Here is a 17,401-nt window from a genome sequence, read left to right on the forward strand (position 1 = left end):
CGGCGGCATTGCACTTTTGCGGAATGCAGAAAAAAGAAAACCCCGCCTAAGCGAGGTTTTCCAGACTGTTTCCCATGACTTCCATTTCTTCCCGCCATCCTGGCAGGCAATCCCTTACGTGTCCCTGTTATCTGTTGCGCGTCCTGCGCTACGTCCATGTGAGTAGATTAAACTTGGATCCACTGGAGCGATAGAGCCGAATGCCACCACGTCATGTAAGCAAATGCTTACACGGCTTCTTGAGTGTCAGAACTGTGACGCCTCCAATAGGTACAGCGACTCACTGCCCGCCTTTACGGAAACCGAAAGGGACTGAATCCGCGGCAACAGACGCGCGAAATAGAAGCGCGCAGTACCGAGCTTTCCTGCGTAGAAATCTTCCTGAGCTTCTTTGCCCCATGCGGCTTTCGCCATCATCGCCCACATGTAGGCGTAGGCCGTGTATCCGAATGCATGCAGATACTCGACAGACGCGGCACCGATCTCATTCGGGTTGCTACGGGCCCGGTCCAATACCCAGTCGGTCATCTCGTCCAGTGTGGTCAGGGCGGCGGCCAAGGGCTTGGTGAACTCGGCTTGCGCGCTGTCGGAAGAAGCGATGAATTGACGAACTTCGTCAGAGAACAGCTTGTAATACGCACCGCCACTGGCGACGACCTTACGACCCATCAGGTCCAGTGCCTGAATGCCGTTAGTGCCTTCGTAGATCTGGGTGATGCGCACGTCACGCACCAGTTGCTCCTGACCCCATTCGCGAATATAGCCGTGACCGCCGAACACCTGCTGGCCGTGCACGGTGGTGTCCAGACCCATGTCAGTGAGGAAGGCCTTGGCAACAGGCGTCAGCAGCGCAACCAACGCATCGGCGCGCTGACGCACGTCGGCGTCTTCGCTGTACTTGGCGGTATCCAGTTGCAGGGCGACATACGTGGAGAACGCGCGACCGCCTTCATTCAGCGCCTTCATGGTCAGCAGCATGCGGCGCACATCGGGGTGCACGATGATCGGGTCAGCAATGGTGTCTTTGGACTGCGCGCCCGTCGGCGCCCGGCTCTGCAAACGGTCGCGGGCGTACTCGATTGCGTTCTGATACGAGCGCTCCCCGGACGCCAGGCCCTGAATGCCAACGCCCAGACGCTCGTAGTTCATCATGGTGAACATCGCCGCGAGGCCCTTGTTGGGCTCGCCGATCAAATAGCCCTTGGCCTGATCGAAATTCATCACGCAGGTCGCCGACGCCTGAATGCCCATCTTGTGTTCGATGGACCCGCAGAAGACCGTGTTGCGCTCACCCAGGCTGCCGTCGTCATTGACCATGATCTTCGGCACGAGGAACAGCGAAATGCCCTTCGGCCCTGCCGGTGCGTCAGGCAGCTTGGCCAGCACCAGGTGGATGATGTTCTCGGTGAGGTCATGCTCGCCGCCGGTGATGAAGATTTTCGTGCCGCTGACCTTGTAGGACCCGTCGGCCTGGGGCTCCGCTTTCGTGCGGATAATCCCGAGATCGGTGCCGGCGTGGGCTTCGGTCAGGCACATCGAGCCAGCCCATACCCCGGCGTACATGTTCGGCAGGTACTTGGCCTTCAACGCCTCGCTGGCGTGATTGTTGATCGAAACGCAGGCGCCGGACGTCAGCATCGGGTACAGCCCGAATGCCAGACTTGCGGAATTGACCATCTCCTCGACTTGAGCCGAAACCGCCTTGGGCATGCCCATGCCGCCGAACTCGGGGTTGCCGCCGACGCCGACCCAGCCACCTTCAGCGTACGTTTTGTAAGCCTGAACGAAACCCGCCGGTGTGGTGACGACGGTGTCTTTCCAGTGACACCCTTCTTCATCGGCCGCACGGCTCAGCGGTGCGACGGATCTGCCAGTGACTTTGCCCGCCTCTTCGAGAATCGCCTCGACGGTCTCGGCGTCCACGGTTTCGGACAATTCGGGCAGCGTGGCCCACAGTCGGGAGACTTCGAACACTTCATTGAGGACGAAGCGCATATCGCGCAGGGGCGCTTTGTAGTCAGCCATGGCAAACCTCGTTTCAGCGGCAGAGAACTCAAGGGGAGAGCAACGCTGCAGTGACGATGCGGCGCTGGGGTGTCAGTGAAACGAGTGTACAGCAACACCATTTGCGACACATAGGGTCAACACGTGACTATCAACAGTTAATTGGTCACGACCGAGCGACAGTCAGACCAATGCCCTCCCACGACCGCGAGTGCGCTTGCCTACAGAGTGAAATGAGTAGAGTTTTAGCCGGCAGCGGCCATTCGGACGGCGCCGCGCTTGCTGGTCTGCGCATGACTGATGACGCAGTTACGGCCAGCGCCTTTAGCAGCATACAGCGCCTGATCGGCGGATTTCAGGACCTCTTCCGGATTGCGGTGCTCCGGCAGACGCTCGGCCACGCCGATGCTTACCGTGACCGAAACCGTTGATGCCTGAGACCCCGCCCGACGCTGACGCCCTTGCAGGTCATCGTTTGGACGATTGTCCTGATTGCGCAGGTGAATCTGATAGCTGGCGATGGTTTCGCGAATGACCTCAAGATGCGGCATGCACTCTTCCAGGGTCTTGCCAGCAAACACGATGGCGAACTCTTCACCGCCGTAGCGATAGGCGCGCCCGCCGCCATTGGTGATCTTCGACAGTTTGCTCGCCACCAGACGCAGCACCTGGTCGCCAACATCGTGGCCGTGGGTGTCGTTGAATTTCTTGAAATGATCCACATCGCTCATTGCCAGCACGTAATTGCGGCCCAGTCGCTGCATCCGCTCATTGAGCGCGCGTCGGCCTGGCAGCCCGGTCAGTTCGTCGCGGAAGGCCATTTGATAGGCCTCGTGCGCGACCGCCGCCGCAATCATCAACATCACCTGACTGCACATGATGTTGAGGGTGAACGGCAGGATAAAGGTTTTCGGTAACGCCCAGAACATCCCGAGCAACCCCACCAGCTGGGCCGCATGCAGGGGCCGAGGCTTATAGAGGTACTGGGTGATCAATACGGCAAACGCGATGAAAAACGTTACGTAGGACAGCTGGATCAGGCTCATCCACTCGCCATGCAGCGCCGGCCAGCGGATGTCGGCGAGCCAGGCCAGCAGCCCGGCGGGGAAACTCTGTTCGAGACCCAGGGCGACGCTGCCTACCGCGACCAGGACGGCCAACCGGGCGACAAGGTCCTGAAACAGATGGGTCCGCTCTTCCCAGGCGGCAAACAGGCCAAACATGACCGGGAGCAAGAGGCAACACAGATGAAACACCACGGCGGCGTCCTCTCGGACTTTTCCGTTATCGCGGTAGTAGTCGGTCTGTGTATCGAGCAGGAAATAGGCGATGTACACGGTGATCATCAGGAACAGCTCACGCTGTCGCTTGTACACGCCGCAATACGCGCCACCCAGCAAAAGCACCAGCGTGGGCAGTACGTTGAAGAGTGAGGTGAAGAAGACGTTGAGGTCTTTCACGTACGCGGCCGCCAGTCCGGCAATCAGCAAAGCCAGAGAGGGTAAGAAATGACTGATGCGTGCGGCGGAGGGGCGCAACAAAAGAACTATCTCCTGACCGAATGATGCGAGCGCTGATGAAATGGCATTGTGCCTGTATCGGCCGCGTCATGCATAGGATGAGGAAGAATGTGCGCGCCTTGAGGCGACAATAGGCCAGACACGAAAAAGCCGCTTGTCCTGAAGGACAAGCGGCTTGGCGTTAAACCCTTCCGGTGACTCAGTAAGCCAGGCCGAAGTGTTCTTCGTGCATGTCCATCAGGTTGCTGGCGCCCGAGAGCATGGTTGCCACGTGAGTGCGGGTGCGCGGCAGGATGCGCTGGAAGTAAAAGCGCGCTGTCTGCAGCTTGGCGGTATAGAAGGCTTCTTCGCTGGTGCCAGCCGCCAGTTTCTCGGCTGCGACACGGGCCATGTCAGCCCAGAAGTACGCCAGGCAGGCATAACCGGAATACATCAGGTAATCCACCGAAGCGGCACCGACTTCTTCACGGTCTTTCATGGCGGCCATGCCGACCTTCATGGTCAGTTCGCCCCACTCTTTGTTCAGCGCAGCGAGCGGCGCCACGAATTCGTTGATCGCTTCGTTGCCTTCCTGGGACTGGCAGAACTTGTGGACGATCTTGGTGAAGCCCTTGAGCGCTTCGCCCTGAGTCATCAGCACTTTACGACCCAGCAGGTCGAGCGCCTGAATACCCGTGGTGCCTTCGTACAGCATGGCAATACGGGCGTCGCGAACGTTCTGCTCCATGCCCCACTCGGCGATGAAGCCGTGACCGCCGTAGACCTGCACGCCGTGGTTAGCGGCTTCGAAACCGACTTCGGTCATGAACGCCTTGGCGATCGGCGTCATGAACGCCAGCAGGCCGTCGGCTTGCTTCTTGGCTTCGGCGTCGTCGCTGTACTTGGCGATGTCGACCTGCTTGGCGGTGAAGTAGACCATCGCGCGAGTACCCTCGGCGAAAGCCTTCATGGTCAGCAGCATCCGACGTACGTCCGGGTGAACGATGATCGGGTCAGCGGCTTTTTCAGGCGCCTTCGGCCCCGTCAGCGAACGCATCTGCAGACGTTCACGGGCGTATTTCAGACCGCCCTGGAAACCGATCTCGGCGTGGGCCAGACCTTGCAGCGCCGTGCCCAGACGTGCGGTGTTCATGAATGTGAACATGCAGTTCAGGCCCTTGTTCGGCGGGCCGATCAGGAAACCGGTGGCGCCGTCGAAGTTCATCACGCAGGTGGCGTTGCCGTGGATGCCCATTTTGTGTTCCAGCGAGCCGCAATTCACCGCATTGCGCTCGCCAACGCTGCCATCAGCGGCCGGCACGAACTTCGGCACGATGAACAGGGAAATGCCTTTGGTGCCGGCAGGTGCGTCAGGCAGGCGGGCCAGCACGATGTGGACGATGTTATCGGCCATGTCGTGTTCGCCAGCGGAAATGAATATCTTGGTGCCGGACACTTTGTACGAACCGTCAGCCTGAGGCTCGGCCTTGGTGCGCAGCATGCCCAGGTCGGTGCCGCAGTGCGGTTCGGTCAGGCACATGGTGCCGGTCCACTCACCCGAGACCAGCTTGGTCAGGTAAGCGTCCTGCTGTTCTGGGGTGCCGTGCTCGGAGATGGTGTTCATCGCGCCATGGGACAGGCCAGGGTACATGCCCCACGACCAGTTGGCTTCGCCGACCATTTCACTGACCGCCAGACCCAGCGACTCGGGCAGACCCTGACCGCCATGGGCGACGTCATGGGCCAGGCTCGGCCAGCCGCCTTCGACGAACTGCTTGTAGGCTTCCTTGAAACCGGTCGGCGTTTTGACGCCCGACTCGCTCCAGGTGCAGCCTTCGATGTCACCCACACGGTTCAGCGGGGCCAGGACCTGCTCACAAAACTTGGCGCCTTCCTCGAGAATGGCGTCAACCATGTCAGGCGTGGCGTCCTGGCATGCTGGCAGACTCTGATAGTGCGCTTCGTAGCCGAGCAGCTCGTCACGGACGAAGCGAATATCACGCAAGGGGGCCTTGTAGTCAGGCATAGCGATAAACCTCTGCTGGTGAATCCTGGAATTGGATGACCGTGTGGTCACTGTGGGGCGTTGCCCCGGCGCCGACGTTTGGGATCACGCGGCGATCAAACAGGTGTTTGAAACATACGTTTACGCCTATACCTTGTCAAGCGACGCCCTGCACCTTTCATCACCTGATGCGGGCAGCGCGCGGGCGTGCTTGTCCGGCGCCAGGCGGCTCAGACCGGTGCGTTGAGTCTAGAAAGTGTCGGGACGAAGCACGTCGCGGGCCCGAAGAACGGGCACGTGAATGAGGGGTTATTCAGGAGAGGTGTAGCATCCGGCGACGTGCGCCGCTGCGCACGAAGGGAGGAGGAGGATCAGGCGAAGGTGTCGATCAGCGTGCCGAGCATTTCATCGCTGGCCTTTTCAACTTTGACGCCCGCCTGGACTTGAATCCGGCCTTGGGTCAGTTCAACCACATTGGTGGCCATGTCAGAACGTTGCGGGCGATCGACGGAACGAAGGCGCTCGAGCTGGAAATCCGAAGACTGACTGCGTCCGGACACTTCAGTCGAGGGGCTGGCCAGTTGCGTCGCAGCCTGATCGACACGGTTCTGCCCGACCTGCATTGCGCCAAGGCCTGGATAAAGTGTGTTGTTCAGTGAGATTTGCATGAGCACGATCCTCTGTTCATAGCGAACAGCGTGATTAAAGCAGCAAAGCCCGCGGATTACTCTGCGATGCGACTAGTGGCATTGCGCCTTGTGACGCGCCTCACACTCGGCGCAAGGTTAAGGGTTAATCCAGCAACTCCAGATGCAGATGCTCGGCAATCATTTCCGCCGTCGCCTTCTTCACGAACGGCACTCGACCCAGGCACGGCGCCGGCAGACGCTCCGCCAGCGTGGCGAGGTTTTCTTCAAGCCGTGACGTTTTGGGATCGATGATATTCGCCACCCAGCCCGCCAGCTGCAGACCGTCATTGGCAATGGCTTCGGCGGACAGCAACGCATGGCTGATGCAGCCCAGGCGCACCCCCACCACAAGGATCACCGGCAACTTCAGCGCGATGGCCAGATCGGAAAGATTGGCCTGATCGGCCAGCGGAACGCGCCAGCCGCCGGCGCCTTCAATCAGCGTGAAGTCAGCCTGCTTGTCGAGGATATGCAGCATCGGGCCGAGCAAGGACTGCACGGTCAGGGCGACGCCGGCTTCCCGCGCAGCCAGATGGGGCGCGATCGCCGGCTCGAAGGCCACCGGATTGACCTCGTTGTAGGTCAGCTGGATCGAACATTCGGCGCGCAAGGCGACGGCGTCCGAGTTGCGCAGCCCCTTGGGTTTGACGTCGCAGCCGGAGGCTACCGGCTTGCCCGCCGCCGTGCTTAACCCCGACTGCCGCGCCGCATACAGAAGCCCCGTGGCGATGGTGGTCTTGCCAACGTCGGTGTCGGTTCCCGTGATGAAATACGCAGCGCTCATCGTGGCGACCATCCGTTCAGATATTTCAAACTATTGCCTGCTTACTATAGCGCCCGTGGAACGGACTGACTCAATAGATCATTCTTTAATCAATGCCGGGTTTCGACAGAACGGCGTACACCACCTGATAGGTGGCGGGCAGGCCTTTTTCCTGACGAAACCTTTCGTATGCATCCATCAAGGCCTGAATCCTGGCGCGACCAGTCAGGCCGCCCGGGCGACCCGGGTTGATGTTGTGCGCGCCCAGCGCCTTGAGTTCGTGGGTCAGACTGCGTACGTCGGGATAGTGCAATACGTGGGGCAGGACTTCGAGGCTGCACACGTCCAAACCGCTGCTGGCGCAGAGGCGTTGGTAGGCCTCGCGCTCGCGGAAGCGGTTGACGTGGACCATGCCGTCCACTGCCTGCCAGCTGTCGCGCAGTTCGAACAGGGTCCCGACGCACAGGCTGGCGAAGGCGAACACGCCGCCCGGTTTCAGCACACGACCCGCCTCGCTCAGCACCGCAGAAAAATCCGGGCACCATTGCACGGCCAGGCTGGAGAACATCAGATCAACGCTCGCGTCGCGCAGCGGCAGGTTCTCGGCGTCCCCTGCCACGTAATGAGTGGCACCGCCCAGTGGCCGTGCATAACGCAGCATGCCTTCGGCAAGGTCAAGCGCGACGCCTTCGCTTTGCGGAAACGTCTGCGCCAACGCGCGACTGAAGCAACCGGTGCCGCTGCCCAGGTCCAGCCAGCGGGATGGCGCCGTCTTCGGCATCTGAGCTGGCAGTCGCGCCATCAATTCGGTGCCGACGGCGCGCTGCAAGTCGGCCACGCTGTCGTAGCTGACCGCCGCCCTGGAAAAGGACGCCGCCACCTGACGCTTGTCCGGCAGCATGTGTTGCCCTGATGCCTGTTGCTGTTTCACGGCCTTCAGCACCGCGCAGTGGGAAAGATCAGTCATCACCGGACTCGTGTAAAAACGCATGAACTGCAGCGGCGACGCCGTGCGGGTTTTCCAGAATGAAGGCGTGACTGGCCTGCTCGATCACGCCCACTTCGATGTCAGGCTGGAGGGTCAGAAGATCCGCCGATGCTTCTGCCGGCACCAGCGCGTCGAGACCGCCGAACAAGTGCAATTGAGGGCCGCGAAACCCCTGCAGCGCTTTGCGCGTGTCCATTTGCTCGAGCAGCTTCAGGCCTTCGATCAGACCGGCACTGGTGACGTGTGGCGCGCAGGCTTTGAGTTGTCTCGACAGCGCCCGTGGTTCTTCGGCGCCTTGCACGCATAACAGAGTGAAGCGCTTGACCGTTGCGTCCAGATCGGCTTTGCAACCGGCAATGAACGCGTCGAAATCCGTTTGCGGCATCGCGTTGGGCCATTCGCTGCGGGCCACGAAGCAGACGTTGCTGGCGAACGTTGCCAGTCCGCAGCAGCGCTCGCCCCTGCGCGCGGCCAGTTCGGCGGCCAGCATGCCGCCCAGCGACCAACCGCCCAGCCAGACGTTGTCTGGCAACGTCGAATCCAGCTCATCGAGCCATTCGTCGAGGTTGTCGGTGTCCATGTCAGGCAACGGCTCGATTACGACCCGCAAATGTTCGTCGAGCCCTCGCAGCGCTGCAGCCAGCGGTTCAAGTGGCGAGACGCCAAGGCCCCAGCCCGGCAACAGAATCAACTGATCACGCATGGTCCAGCTCCGATGAGTCGTCTACGCCCAGCAGCGGATAACACTGCTCCAGTGCCTGCAACAATAGCTGCACCTGCGCCTCGCTGTGGGCGGCAGACAATGTCACGCGTAAACGCGCGCTGCCCGCAGGCACTGTCGGCGGCCTGATAGCGGTGACCATCACGCCGCGCGCTCGCAGCAACTGCGACAGTCGCAACGCGCGCCCGCTATCGCCGATCAGGATCGGCTGGATGGGCGTGAAACTGTCCATCAGCTTAAGGCCGAGGGCTTGAGCGCCAGCGCGAAACTGCTTGATGAGTGCCGCCAGGTGCTCACGCCGCCAGTGTTCGCTGCGCAGCAGTTCGAGGCTTTTCAGGGTCGCACACGCCAGCGCCGGCGGCTGACTGGTGGTGTAGATGTAGGGGCGGGCGAACTGGATCAGGGTTTCGATCAACTCTTCGCTGCCCGCAACGAACGCGCCGGCCGTGCCGAAGGACTTACCCAGCGTGCCGATCAGCACAGGGACATCATCGATGCCCAGGCCGAAGTGTTCGACGATGCCTGCACCGTTTGCACCCAGCGGGCCGAAGCCATGGGCGTCGTCGACCATCAGCCACGCGTTTTTGGCTTTCGCAGCCTTGGCCAGCGCGGGGAGATCAGCGACGTCGCCGTCCATGCTGAACACACCGTCGGTCACCACCAGGGTGTCACCGACCGCTTTGTCCAACCGGCTGGCGAGGCTGTTGCAGTCGTTGTGCAAGTACCGGGAAAAACGCGCGCCGCTGAGCAAACCGGCGTCGAGCAGCGAGGCGTGATTGAGGCGGTCTTCCAGCACGGTGTCGCCCTGCCCCACCAACGCGGTAACCGTGCCGAGGTTGGCCATGTAGCCGTTGGAAAACAACAGCGCTCGGGGCCGCCCGGTTAACTCGGCGAGGGCTTCTTCGAGGGCATGATGGGGCGTGCTGTGGCCGATCACCAAATGCGAGGCACCACCGCCGACACCCCAACGCTCGGCGCCGGTTTGCCACGCAGCGATGACCTCGGGGTGATTCGCCAGGCCCATGTAATCGTTGTTGCAGAACGCCAGCAGCGACTTGCCGTCGACAATGACTTCAGGGCCCTGCGGGCTTTGCAGCAAGGGCCGATGACGGTAAAGGTGCTCGGCACGCCGGGCAGCGAGACGTGCGTTCAGATCAAAAGACATGCAGGCCTCGGGTCAAGCCACTGATGAAGAATCAAACAGCCGCGTCGTAAAACAGCTCGCTGCTTTTCTGCTCGATCAGCGCTTGTTCGATGGCTGCCTGATGCACCTCGTCCGAGTGCTCTTCGCGCGCTTCAGGCTGAATGCCCAGACGGGAGAACAGCAGCATATCCTTGTCGGACTGCGGGTTGGCGGTAGTCAGCAGTTTGTCGCCGTAGAAGATCGAGTTGGCGCCGGCGAAGAACGCCAGGGCCTGCATCTGGTCATTCATGGCTTCCCGGCCGGCGGACAGGCGCACGTGGGATTGCGGCATCAGGATGCGCGCGACCGCCAGCATGCGGATGAAATCGAACGGGTCGATATCCTCGGCGTTTTCCAGCGGCGTGCCGGCGACTTTGACCAGCATGTTGATCGGCACGGATTCCGGATGCTCTGGCAGGTTGGCCAGCTGAATCAGCAGATTGGCGCGGTCGTCCAGGGATTCACCCATGCCCAGGATGCCACCGGAGCAGATCTTCATCCCCGAATCACGCACGTACGCCAGGGTTTGCAGGCGATCGCTGTAGGTGCGGGTGGTGATGATGCTGGTGTAGAAATCCGGCGACGTGTCGAGGTTGTGGTTGTAGTAATCGAGGCCCGCGTCGGCCAGCGCCTGGGTCTGGTCCTGATCCAGCTTGCCCAGGGTCATGCAGGTTTCCAGGCCCATGGCCTTAACGCCTTTGACCATCTCCAGCACGTAGGGCATATCTTTGGCCGACGGGTGTTTCCACGCCGCGCCCATGCAGAAACGGGTCGAACCAATGGCCTTGGCGCGTGCGGCTTCTTCCAGCACTTGCTGGACCTGCATCAGCTTTTCTTTTTCCAGGCCGGTGTTGTAGTGACCCGATTGCGGGCAGTACTTGCAGTCTTCCGGGCAGGCGCCGGTTTTGATCGACAGCAGGGTCGAGACCTGCACGCGGTTGGCGTCGAAGTGAGCGCGGTGCACGGTTTGCGCCTGAAACAGCAGGTCATTGAATGGCTGTGTGAACAGCGCCTTGACCTCGGCTAGATTCCAGTCGTGACGCAGGTTGGCATTGATGCTGGCGCTCATGGGCGGCTCCTTGATGTTTTCTGGACGATGACCCGGGCGGCTTCGCCCAGCGGCAAAACCGGAAAGCCCACAGGCGCAACACGGATGTTCGGCATATTTAAGGAAGCGACATGCGCTGTCAACCATATAACGGGCATGAGGTTTACATCTGGTTAAAAAACGTACAGACGTGTTTGTTGTGCGATGAATCAACGGATTCAAGCCCCCCTATCTGTGTGCCCTGCGAACGCGAACTCCCATGGCTCATTGATCAGTGCGACCGTTGTGCATTGCCCATGCCGATGTCCGGCCTCACCTGCGGGGCCTGCAATCGCCACCCTCCCGCTTTCAATGACGTCGTCGCTCCGTGGCTTTACGACTTCCCGATCGACGCGCTGGTCACACGCTTCAAACATCAGGGCAAATGGCCGCTCGGCCGGCTGCTGGCAGAGCTGCTGGGCGAGACCTTGCGGCATCGCCTAGATGAAGGCTTGCGCCGACCCGACTTTCTCATTCCGGTGCCGCTTGCCAAAAAGCGGTTGCGCCAGCGCGGCTTCAATCAGGCCGCGATGTTGGCGAACTGGCTCGGCGCTCGACTGGGACTGCCTGTCGATGAGCGCGTGATCCGCCGCGTGAAAGAAACACCTTCGCAGCAGGGCCTGGATGCAAAAGCCAGAAATCGCAATCTGGCGTCCGCCTTTGCACTGAGGGACGCCACGCCGATCATCGGCAAGCACCTCGCCCTGATTGATGACGTACTGACCACAGGCTCCACGGCGAATGCGCTGGCAGCCCTGTTGCTCAAGGCCGGCGCCCAATCGGTGGATGTGTATTGCCTGGCAAGAACGCCGAAGCCTGGGGACTAAGCGACCGACAGTTTAAGAAAACCGCAGCATGGGGGAGCAAGGCGTTTTGCCTTACACTCCGGCCTCATCACTTCCAGCGCACCCGACCCTTATGTCACTACCGCCTTCCCTCACCCAGCACATGGTTCGTCGCCCGCATCGCATCGCGCTGTTGCAGCACATTGCCGAACAGGGTTCGATCACCCGTGCGGCGAAGAGCGCCGGGCTGAGTTACAAGGCGACATGGGACGCCATTGATGAGCTGAACAATCTGGCGCAACAACCGCTGGTCGAGCGCAGTGTCGGCGGTCGAGGGGGCGGCGGCGCCAAATTGTCAGCCGAAGGCGAGCGGGTGCTGCGGCTTTATCAGCGCTTGCAAGCGTTGCAGACCCAACTGCTGGAAACCTCGGAGGAATCCGATGACCTCGCCCTTCTCAGCCGGCTGATGCTGCGCACCAGCGCGCGCAATCAGCTGCATGGTCAGGTCAGCGGCGTCCGCTCCCAAGGCCGCAACGACATGATCATGTTGCAGCTCGCGGGCGGTTTGTCGATCGAGGCGCAGATCACCCACGACAGCACCTTGCGACTGGGGCTTGAGATCGGCACGGATGTGTTCGCCTTGATCAAGGCCGGCTGGCTGGAGTTACTGGCGCCCGAGCAATCCGAAACAACCGGACACAATTGCCTCGCCGGCGAAGTCGAGGACATCCTCGACGCCGAGGATGGCCCGAGCGAGGTCAGAATCGTCCTGCCCAGTCACCAGATCCTTTGTGCAGTGGTCGAAGCAGACCGGCTGCACGCCTTGCAACTCAAGGCCGGCAGCGCTGTGAAGGTTCAGTTTGCGCCCTCCAATATTTTGCTCGGCACACCGCTTTAAGCGTCGCTTGCACGAGACACCGAAGCCCGACTCGTCATCTGACCGACACAATAACGTCATCCGAACTGCATAGGGTTTTGCCCTAAACCGCAGGGAGCCCGTGATGACGCTATTAAAAGATAACCAATCCACCGACCTCGAAAACATGGTTGGCCTGACCCGACGCGGGTTCATCAGCGCGAGCGCTCTGTGCGGCGCGGCGATGTTTCTGGGCGGCAACCTGCTCAGCCGCAGCGTAATGGCCGCCAGTGTCAGCGCCGCCAAGGGCACGCTACTCGGCTTCGACAGTATTCCCTCCTCCACCGCTGACAGCATCAGTCTGCCGCCCGGTTATCGTTCCTCGGTCCTGATCAGTTGGGGCCAGCCGCTGCACACCAACGGCCCGGCGTTTGACCCCAGCGGCAAAGGCACGGCGAAGATGCAGGAGCTGCAATTCGGCGACAACAATGACGGCATGAGCCTGTTCACCTTCCCCGACGACAAGCCGGAGACCGCCAGCCGCGCGCTGATGGCGATCAACAACGAATACACCAATTACCGCTACCTCTTCGATCACGGCAAAGACCCGCAGTCCGCCGAAGACGTACACAAGGCTCAGGCCAGCGAAGGCGTTTCGGTGATTGAGGTAAAACGCGAAGGTCAGCAGTGGGTGTTCGTCCAAGGCTCCCAATACAACCGGCGCATCCACGGCAACACGCCGATTCAACTCAGTGGCCCTGCCGCCGGGCATGAGTGGTTGAAAACCGCCGCCGACAAGACCGGCAAGAACGTGCTCGGGACGTTCCAGAACTGCGCCAACGGCAAGACACCTTGGGGCACGTACCTGACCTGCGAAGAGAACTTCACTGACTGCTTCGGCAGCAGCGATCCGGCACAGACCTTCGACGCCGCGACCAAGCGCTATGGCGTGACAGCCGCCAGCAAGGAAGTGAACTGGCACCTGCACGACCCGCGCTTCGACGTCGCCAAAAACCCCAACGAACCCAATCGCCATGGCTGGGTGGTGGAGATCGACCCGTTCGACCCGAAGTCCACACCGGTCAAACGCACCGCCCTGGGCCGCTTCAAGCATGAAAACGCCGCGCTGACCGAGACCAAAGACGGCCGCGTCGTGGTGTACATGGGCGACGACGAGCGCGGGGAGTTCATTTACAAATTCATCAGCCGCGACAAGGTCGATCATAAGAACCCCAAGGCCAACCGCGACATCCTCGACCACGGCACGCTGTACGTGGCGCAGTTCGACGCTGGCGACAGCAACCCCGATCACCCGAAAGGCCAGGGCAAGTGGATTGAGCTGAGCCACGGCAAGAACGGCATCGACGCGGCCAGCGGTTTTGCCAGTCAGGCTGAAGTGCTGATCCATGCGCGGCTGGCGGCCAGTCAGGTCAAGGCCACGCGCATGGACCGGCCTGAATGGATCGTCGTCAGCCCAAAGGACGGTCAGGTCTATTGCACACTGACCAACAACATCAAGCGTGGCGATGAAGGGCAGCCAGTGGGCGGGCCGAATCCCCGTGCGAAAAACCAGTTTGGGCAGATTCTGCGCTGGCAGGAAACCGGCTCGGATGCAGCCGCCATGGATTTTGCGTGGGACTTGTTTGTGGTCGCGGGCAATCCGGGTGTGCATGCAGGAACGCCCCAGGGTGGATCAAGCAACATCACTCCGCAGAACATGTTCAACAGCCCGGACGGTCTGGGTTTCGACACGGCCGGGCGGCTGTGGATTCTGACGGATGGCGACGCCACCAATGCGGGCGACTTCGCTGGCATGGGCAATAACCAGATGCTGTGCGCCGACCCGGCCAGCGGCGAGATCCGCCGGTTCATGGTCGGGCCGGTGGGCTGTGAAGTCACCGGCATCAGCTTCGCGCCCGATCAGAAAGCGCTGTTCGTCGGCATTCAACACCCCGGCGAAAACGGCGGTTCGACCTTCCCCGAGCACTTGCCGAATGGCAAGCCGCGGTCCTCGGTGATGGTGATTACGCGGGAGGATGGCGGGGTGATCGGCGCATAACGAGAGGGCATGCCTGTCCCGTAAAGGACGCCATCGGCGGGATGGGCATTCCACTGAATCAAAGGCAACGGGTGTAACGCGCTGTGTCAGGTGTAACACGCCTGAGTTACCATGACTGGCCCGACGCGGCAGCCTGCTGCGCGCAGGAGTTAGCATGGCCCACCCGTTCGCAACACTTACACCTGACCTGGTGCTGGACGCCGTCGAGAGCATCGGCTTTGTCACCGACGCCCGTATTCTCGCGCTCAACAGCTACGAGAACCGCGTCTATCAGGTCGGCATCGATGAACAGCAGCCGCTGATTGCCAAGTTCTACCGGCCTGATCGCTGGACCAACGAAGCCATTCTCGAAGAACACAGTTTTACGGCAGAACTGGCCGACGTCGAAATCCCGGTCGTCGCGCCTCTCGTGCACAACGGCCAGACTCTGTTCGAGCATGCCGGCTTTCGTTTCACCCTCTTTCCCCGTCGTGGCGGCCGCGCGCCAGAGCCCGGCAATCTCGAACAGCTCTACCGTCTCGGCCAGTTGCTGGGTCGCATCCATGCGGTCGGCGCCACGCGCCCGTTCCAGCACCGCGAGGCCCTCGGCGTGCAGAATTTCGGCCACGACTCGCTGAACTACCTGCTGGACAACAACGTCATTCCGCGCAGCCTGCTGCCGGCGTATGAGTCCGTTGCCAAAGACCTGCTCAAGCGCGTGGAGGACGTCTACGCCGCCACGCCTCATCAGAACATCCGCATGCACGGCGATTGCCACCCAGGCAACATGATGACCCGCGACGACATCTTCCACATCGTCGACCTCGACGACTGCCGCATGGGCCCGGCGGTGCAGGATGTCTGGATGATGCTCGCAGGCGATCGTCAGGATTGTCTGAGTCAGTTGTCAGAATTGATGGACGGCTACAACGAGTTTCACGACTTCGACCCGCGTGAACTGGCGCTTATCGAACCTCTGCGTGCGTTGCGCCTGTTGCATTACAGCGCCTGGCTGGCGCGTCGCTGGGACGATCCGGCGTTCCCCCACAGCTTTTCCTGGTTTGGTACCGAACGCTATTGGGGCGACCAGGTGCTGGCGCTGCGTGAGCAGCTGTCCGCGCTGAACGAAGAACCGCTGAAGCTGTTTTAACAACCATGATCCCCTGTAGGAGCGCGCTTGCCCGCGAATGGATTTCTCCAGCACCCGCCGTGCCACTGATCCACCGCGATCGCGGGCAAGCGCGCTCCTACACCTGCCCATTAGCCTGACACCACAACAAAAAACTTGCCGAAGGACCATTCATGCAAGCTGCCAACCCGCGTCGCGGGTACATTCTGGGCCTGAGCGCCTACATCATCTGGGGACTGTTTCCGATCTACTTCAAGGTGCTTGCCAGCGTCCCTTCGCTGGAGATCATCGTCAATCGGGCGATCTGGTCGGCCATCTTCGGCTCGCTTCTTCTGCTGGTCTGGAAGCATCCCGGCTGGTGGCAAGAACTGCGGGATAACCCCAAACGCCTCGCCATTCTCGCCTGCAGCGGCACGCTGATCGCCGCTAACTGGCTATTTTACGTCTGGGCCGTGAACAACAACCACATGGTCGAAGCCAGCCTGGGTTACTTCATCAACCCGCTGATCAACGTGATGCTCGGCATGGTGCTGCTGCGTGAAAGGCTGCGGCCGTTGCAATGGGTCGCAGTGATGCTGGCGTTGATCGGCGTGCTTCAGCAGGTCTGGCAAGTGGGCAGCCTGCCGTGGGTGTCGCTCGCGCTGGCGTTCACCTTCGGCTTCTACGGCCTGATTCGTAAAAAAGCGCCGGTGGCCGCACTGCCCGGGCTGGTGGTGGAGACCTGGATTCTGGTGCCGCTGGCCGTGGGCTGGTTGATTTTCAACCCGCTTGCCCACAGCGCGCAGCCGGAATTCTGGACAACATCCGAGGCGCTCTGGCTGGCGGCGGCGGGTCCGGTGACCCTCGTGCCGCTGGTGTGTTTCAACGCCGCAGCGAGGCATCTGCCCTACGCGACCCTGGGCTTCCTGCAGTACATCGCGCCGACGCTCGTGCTGGCCCTGGCGGTTGTGCTGTACGACGAACACATGCCCTCGGCCACTTTGGTGACCTTTGCCTTTATCTGGTCCGGGTTGATCATCTACAGCTTCGACGCTTGGCGCTCGCTGCGCAAACGCGCCCAGGCCTGACCGAATCGGGTACGCCGCTGTAGGCCTTTTAAACAATCAGGCCTGCAGCGGTTACATCGATCACTCGTCGGTCGGCAGATGCAGCTCCACCATCAGGTCATCTGCCAGGGTTTCCAGCCGCTGCTGCAGCACATCCAGTGAAAGATCCATCGGCAATCCCAACTCGGCATGGGCGCGAAACAGCGTTTCGCTGCTCATGGGCGCAGGTTCGACGCTGGTCACCAGGTGCTCCAGGTTGACGCCTTGCTCGGTCAGCACGCGAGTGACGTCACGCACGATCCCGGATCGATCATTGCCCACCAGATCCATGGTGATGGGTCTCCACTCCGGCAAGGCTTCCGGAAGGACTTCGGCGAACAGGACGCGGATGCCTTTTGCCGAGAGCCCTTCCAACGCACTGCGCAGGGGCTGATGGGCGTCGACCGGCGCGCTGACCCGCAGGATCCCGGCGAACTGCCCGGCCATATGTGACATACGGCTTTCCAGCCAATTGCCGCCGTGATCGGCAATGCATCCCGCGAGCTGCTCGACCACGCCTGGCTTGTCCAGCGCAGACACCGTGACGATAAGATGATCCACAAACGACT

General features: G+C 61.1%; 15 protein-coding genes. 5 read left to right on the plus strand and 10 right to left on the minus strand.

The features are described 5' to 3' along the window. Positions 1-246: 246 nt before the first annotated feature. The 9 genes from EC919_RS16420 to bioB all read right to left on the minus strand — a co-directional run bounded on the left by EC919_RS16420 (position 247) and on the right by bioB (position 10,921). Entirely contained in the window at positions 247-2,025 is a 1,779-nt protein-coding gene (locus EC919_RS16420; RefSeq protein ID WP_133775493.1) for an acyl-CoA dehydrogenase C-terminal domain-containing protein, read from the minus strand. Positions 2,026-2,249: 224 nt separating this feature from the next. Further along, a complete protein-coding gene (locus tag EC919_RS16425; protein ID WP_133775494.1) occupies positions 2,250-3,545 on the minus strand; it encodes a GGDEF domain-containing protein in 1,296 nt (431 codons plus the stop codon). A 178-nt stretch (positions 3,546-3,723) separates the two neighbouring features. After that, the gene (locus tag EC919_RS16430) at positions 3,724-5,529 is read right to left on the minus strand and encodes a phenylacyl-CoA dehydrogenase (protein WP_133775495.1); all 1,806 of its coding nucleotides are present in this window, start codon (positions 5,527-5,529) and stop codon (positions 3,724-3,726) included. A 350-nt stretch (positions 5,530-5,879) separates the two neighbouring features. Continuing rightward, positions 5,880-6,176 carry a pyrroloquinoline quinone biosynthesis protein PqqE gene (locus EC919_RS16435; RefSeq protein ID WP_133775496.1) on the minus strand — a complete coding sequence of 99 codons (297 nt, stop codon included), beginning with the start codon at positions 6,174-6,176 and terminating at the stop codon, positions 5,880-5,882. 124 nt (positions 6,177-6,300) lie between these two features. Next, positions 6,301-6,981, minus strand: coding sequence for a dethiobiotin synthase (gene bioD, locus EC919_RS16440; RefSeq protein ID WP_133775497.1), 681 nt, complete (start codon positions 6,979-6,981; stop codon positions 6,301-6,303). Positions 6,982-7,066: 85 nt separating this feature from the next. Beyond that, positions 7,067-7,927, minus strand: coding sequence for a malonyl-ACP O-methyltransferase BioC (gene bioC / locus EC919_RS16445; protein ID WP_208294986.1), 861 nt, complete (start codon positions 7,925-7,927; stop codon positions 7,067-7,069). Beyond that, positions 7,920-8,651, minus strand: a complete 732-nt coding sequence (locus tag EC919_RS16450; RefSeq protein ID WP_133775498.1) for an alpha/beta fold hydrolase — start codon at positions 8,649-8,651, stop codon at positions 7,920-7,922. The genes bioC and EC919_RS16450 overlap by 8 nt, the downstream gene beginning before the upstream one ends. Further along, entirely contained in the window at positions 8,644-9,834 is a 1,191-nt protein-coding gene (bioF, locus tag EC919_RS16455) for an 8-amino-7-oxononanoate synthase (RefSeq protein ID WP_133775499.1), read from the minus strand. Before bioF ends, EC919_RS16450 begins: the two co-directional genes overlap by 8 nt. Before the next feature lie 31 nt (positions 9,835-9,865). Then, positions 9,866-10,921 carry a biotin synthase BioB gene (gene bioB / locus EC919_RS16460; protein ID WP_133775500.1) on the minus strand — a complete coding sequence of 352 codons (1,056 nt, stop codon included), beginning with the start codon at positions 10,919-10,921 and terminating at the stop codon, positions 9,866-9,868. Positions 10,922-11,031: 110 nt separating this feature from the next. Here bioB and EC919_RS16465 point away from each other — a divergent pair, with 110 nt between their 5' ends. From EC919_RS16465 to rarD, 5 genes are all read left to right on the plus strand, one after another. After that, entirely contained in the window at positions 11,032-11,766 is a 735-nt protein-coding gene (locus EC919_RS16465) for a ComF family protein (RefSeq protein WP_133775501.1), read from the plus strand. A 91-nt stretch (positions 11,767-11,857) separates the two neighbouring features. Beyond that, positions 11,858-12,622, plus strand: a complete 765-nt coding sequence (locus EC919_RS16470) for a TOBE domain-containing protein (RefSeq protein ID WP_133775502.1) — start codon at positions 11,858-11,860, stop codon at positions 12,620-12,622. Between the two features lie 103 nt (positions 12,623-12,725). Beyond that, the gene (locus tag EC919_RS16475) at positions 12,726-14,639 is read left to right on the plus strand and encodes a PhoX family protein (protein ID WP_133775503.1); all 1,914 of its coding nucleotides are present in this window, start codon (positions 12,726-12,728) and stop codon (positions 14,637-14,639) included. A 154-nt stretch (positions 14,640-14,793) separates the two neighbouring features. Next, positions 14,794-15,768 (plus strand): serine/threonine protein kinase, encoded by a 975-nt coding sequence (locus EC919_RS16480; RefSeq protein ID WP_133775504.1) that lies wholly within the window; start codon positions 14,794-14,796, stop codon positions 15,766-15,768. A 152-nt stretch (positions 15,769-15,920) separates the two neighbouring features. Further along, entirely contained in the window at positions 15,921-16,814 is an 894-nt protein-coding gene (gene rarD, locus EC919_RS16485; protein ID WP_133775505.1) for an EamA family transporter RarD, read from the plus strand. A gap of 60 nt (positions 16,815-16,874) precedes the next feature. Here rarD and EC919_RS16490 read toward each other — a convergent pair whose 3' ends face one another. Then, positions 16,875-17,393 carry a glycine cleavage system protein R gene (locus EC919_RS16490; protein WP_133775506.1) on the minus strand — a complete coding sequence of 173 codons (519 nt, stop codon included), beginning with the start codon at positions 17,391-17,393 and terminating at the stop codon, positions 16,875-16,877. Positions 17,394-17,401 lie beyond the last annotated feature (8 nt).

The organism is Pseudomonas graminis (assembly GCF_004364335.1).
GTDB classification, from domain to species: Bacteria; Pseudomonadota; Gammaproteobacteria; order Pseudomonadales; family Pseudomonadaceae; genus Aquipseudomonas; species Aquipseudomonas graminis_D.

Coding starts and splice junctions, on each gene's coding strand:
- EC919_RS16420 (WP_133775493.1), bottom strand. CDS start 2,025: ATGGCTGACTACAAAGCGCCCCTGCGCGATATGCGCTTCGTCCTCAAT.
- EC919_RS16430 (WP_133775495.1), bottom strand. CDS start 5,529: ATGCCTGACTACAAGGCCCCCTTGCGTGATATTCGCTTCGTCCGTGAC.
- EC919_RS16435 (WP_133775496.1), bottom strand. CDS start 6,176: ATGCAAATCTCACTGAACAACACACTTTATCCAGGCCTTGGCGCAATG.
- bioD (WP_133775497.1), bottom strand. CDS start 6,981: ATGAGCGCTGCGTATTTCATCACGGGAACCGACACCGACGTTGGCAAG.
- bioC (WP_208294986.1), bottom strand. CDS start 7,927: ATGACTGATCTTTCCCACTGCGCGGTGCTGAAGGCCGTGAAACAGCAA.
- EC919_RS16450 (WP_133775498.1), bottom strand. CDS start 8,651: ATGCGTGATCAGTTGATTCTGTTGCCGGGCTGGGGCCTTGGCGTCTCG.
- bioF (WP_133775499.1), bottom strand. CDS start 9,834: ATGTCTTTTGATCTGAACGCACGTCTCGCTGCCCGGCGTGCCGAGCAC.
- bioB (WP_133775500.1), bottom strand. CDS start 10,921: ATGAGCGCCAGCATCAATGCCAACCTGCGTCACGACTGGAATCTAGCC.
- EC919_RS16465 (WP_133775501.1), top strand. CDS start 11,032: ATGCGCTGTCAACCATATAACGGGCATGAGGTTTACATCTGGTTAAAA.
- EC919_RS16470 (WP_133775502.1), top strand. CDS start 11,858: ATGTCACTACCGCCTTCCCTCACCCAGCACATGGTTCGTCGCCCGCAT.
- EC919_RS16475 (WP_133775503.1), top strand. CDS start 12,726: ATGACGCTATTAAAAGATAACCAATCCACCGACCTCGAAAACATGGTT.
- EC919_RS16480 (WP_133775504.1), top strand. CDS start 14,794: ATGGCCCACCCGTTCGCAACACTTACACCTGACCTGGTGCTGGACGCC.
- rarD (WP_133775505.1), top strand. CDS start 15,921: ATGCAAGCTGCCAACCCGCGTCGCGGGTACATTCTGGGCCTGAGCGCC.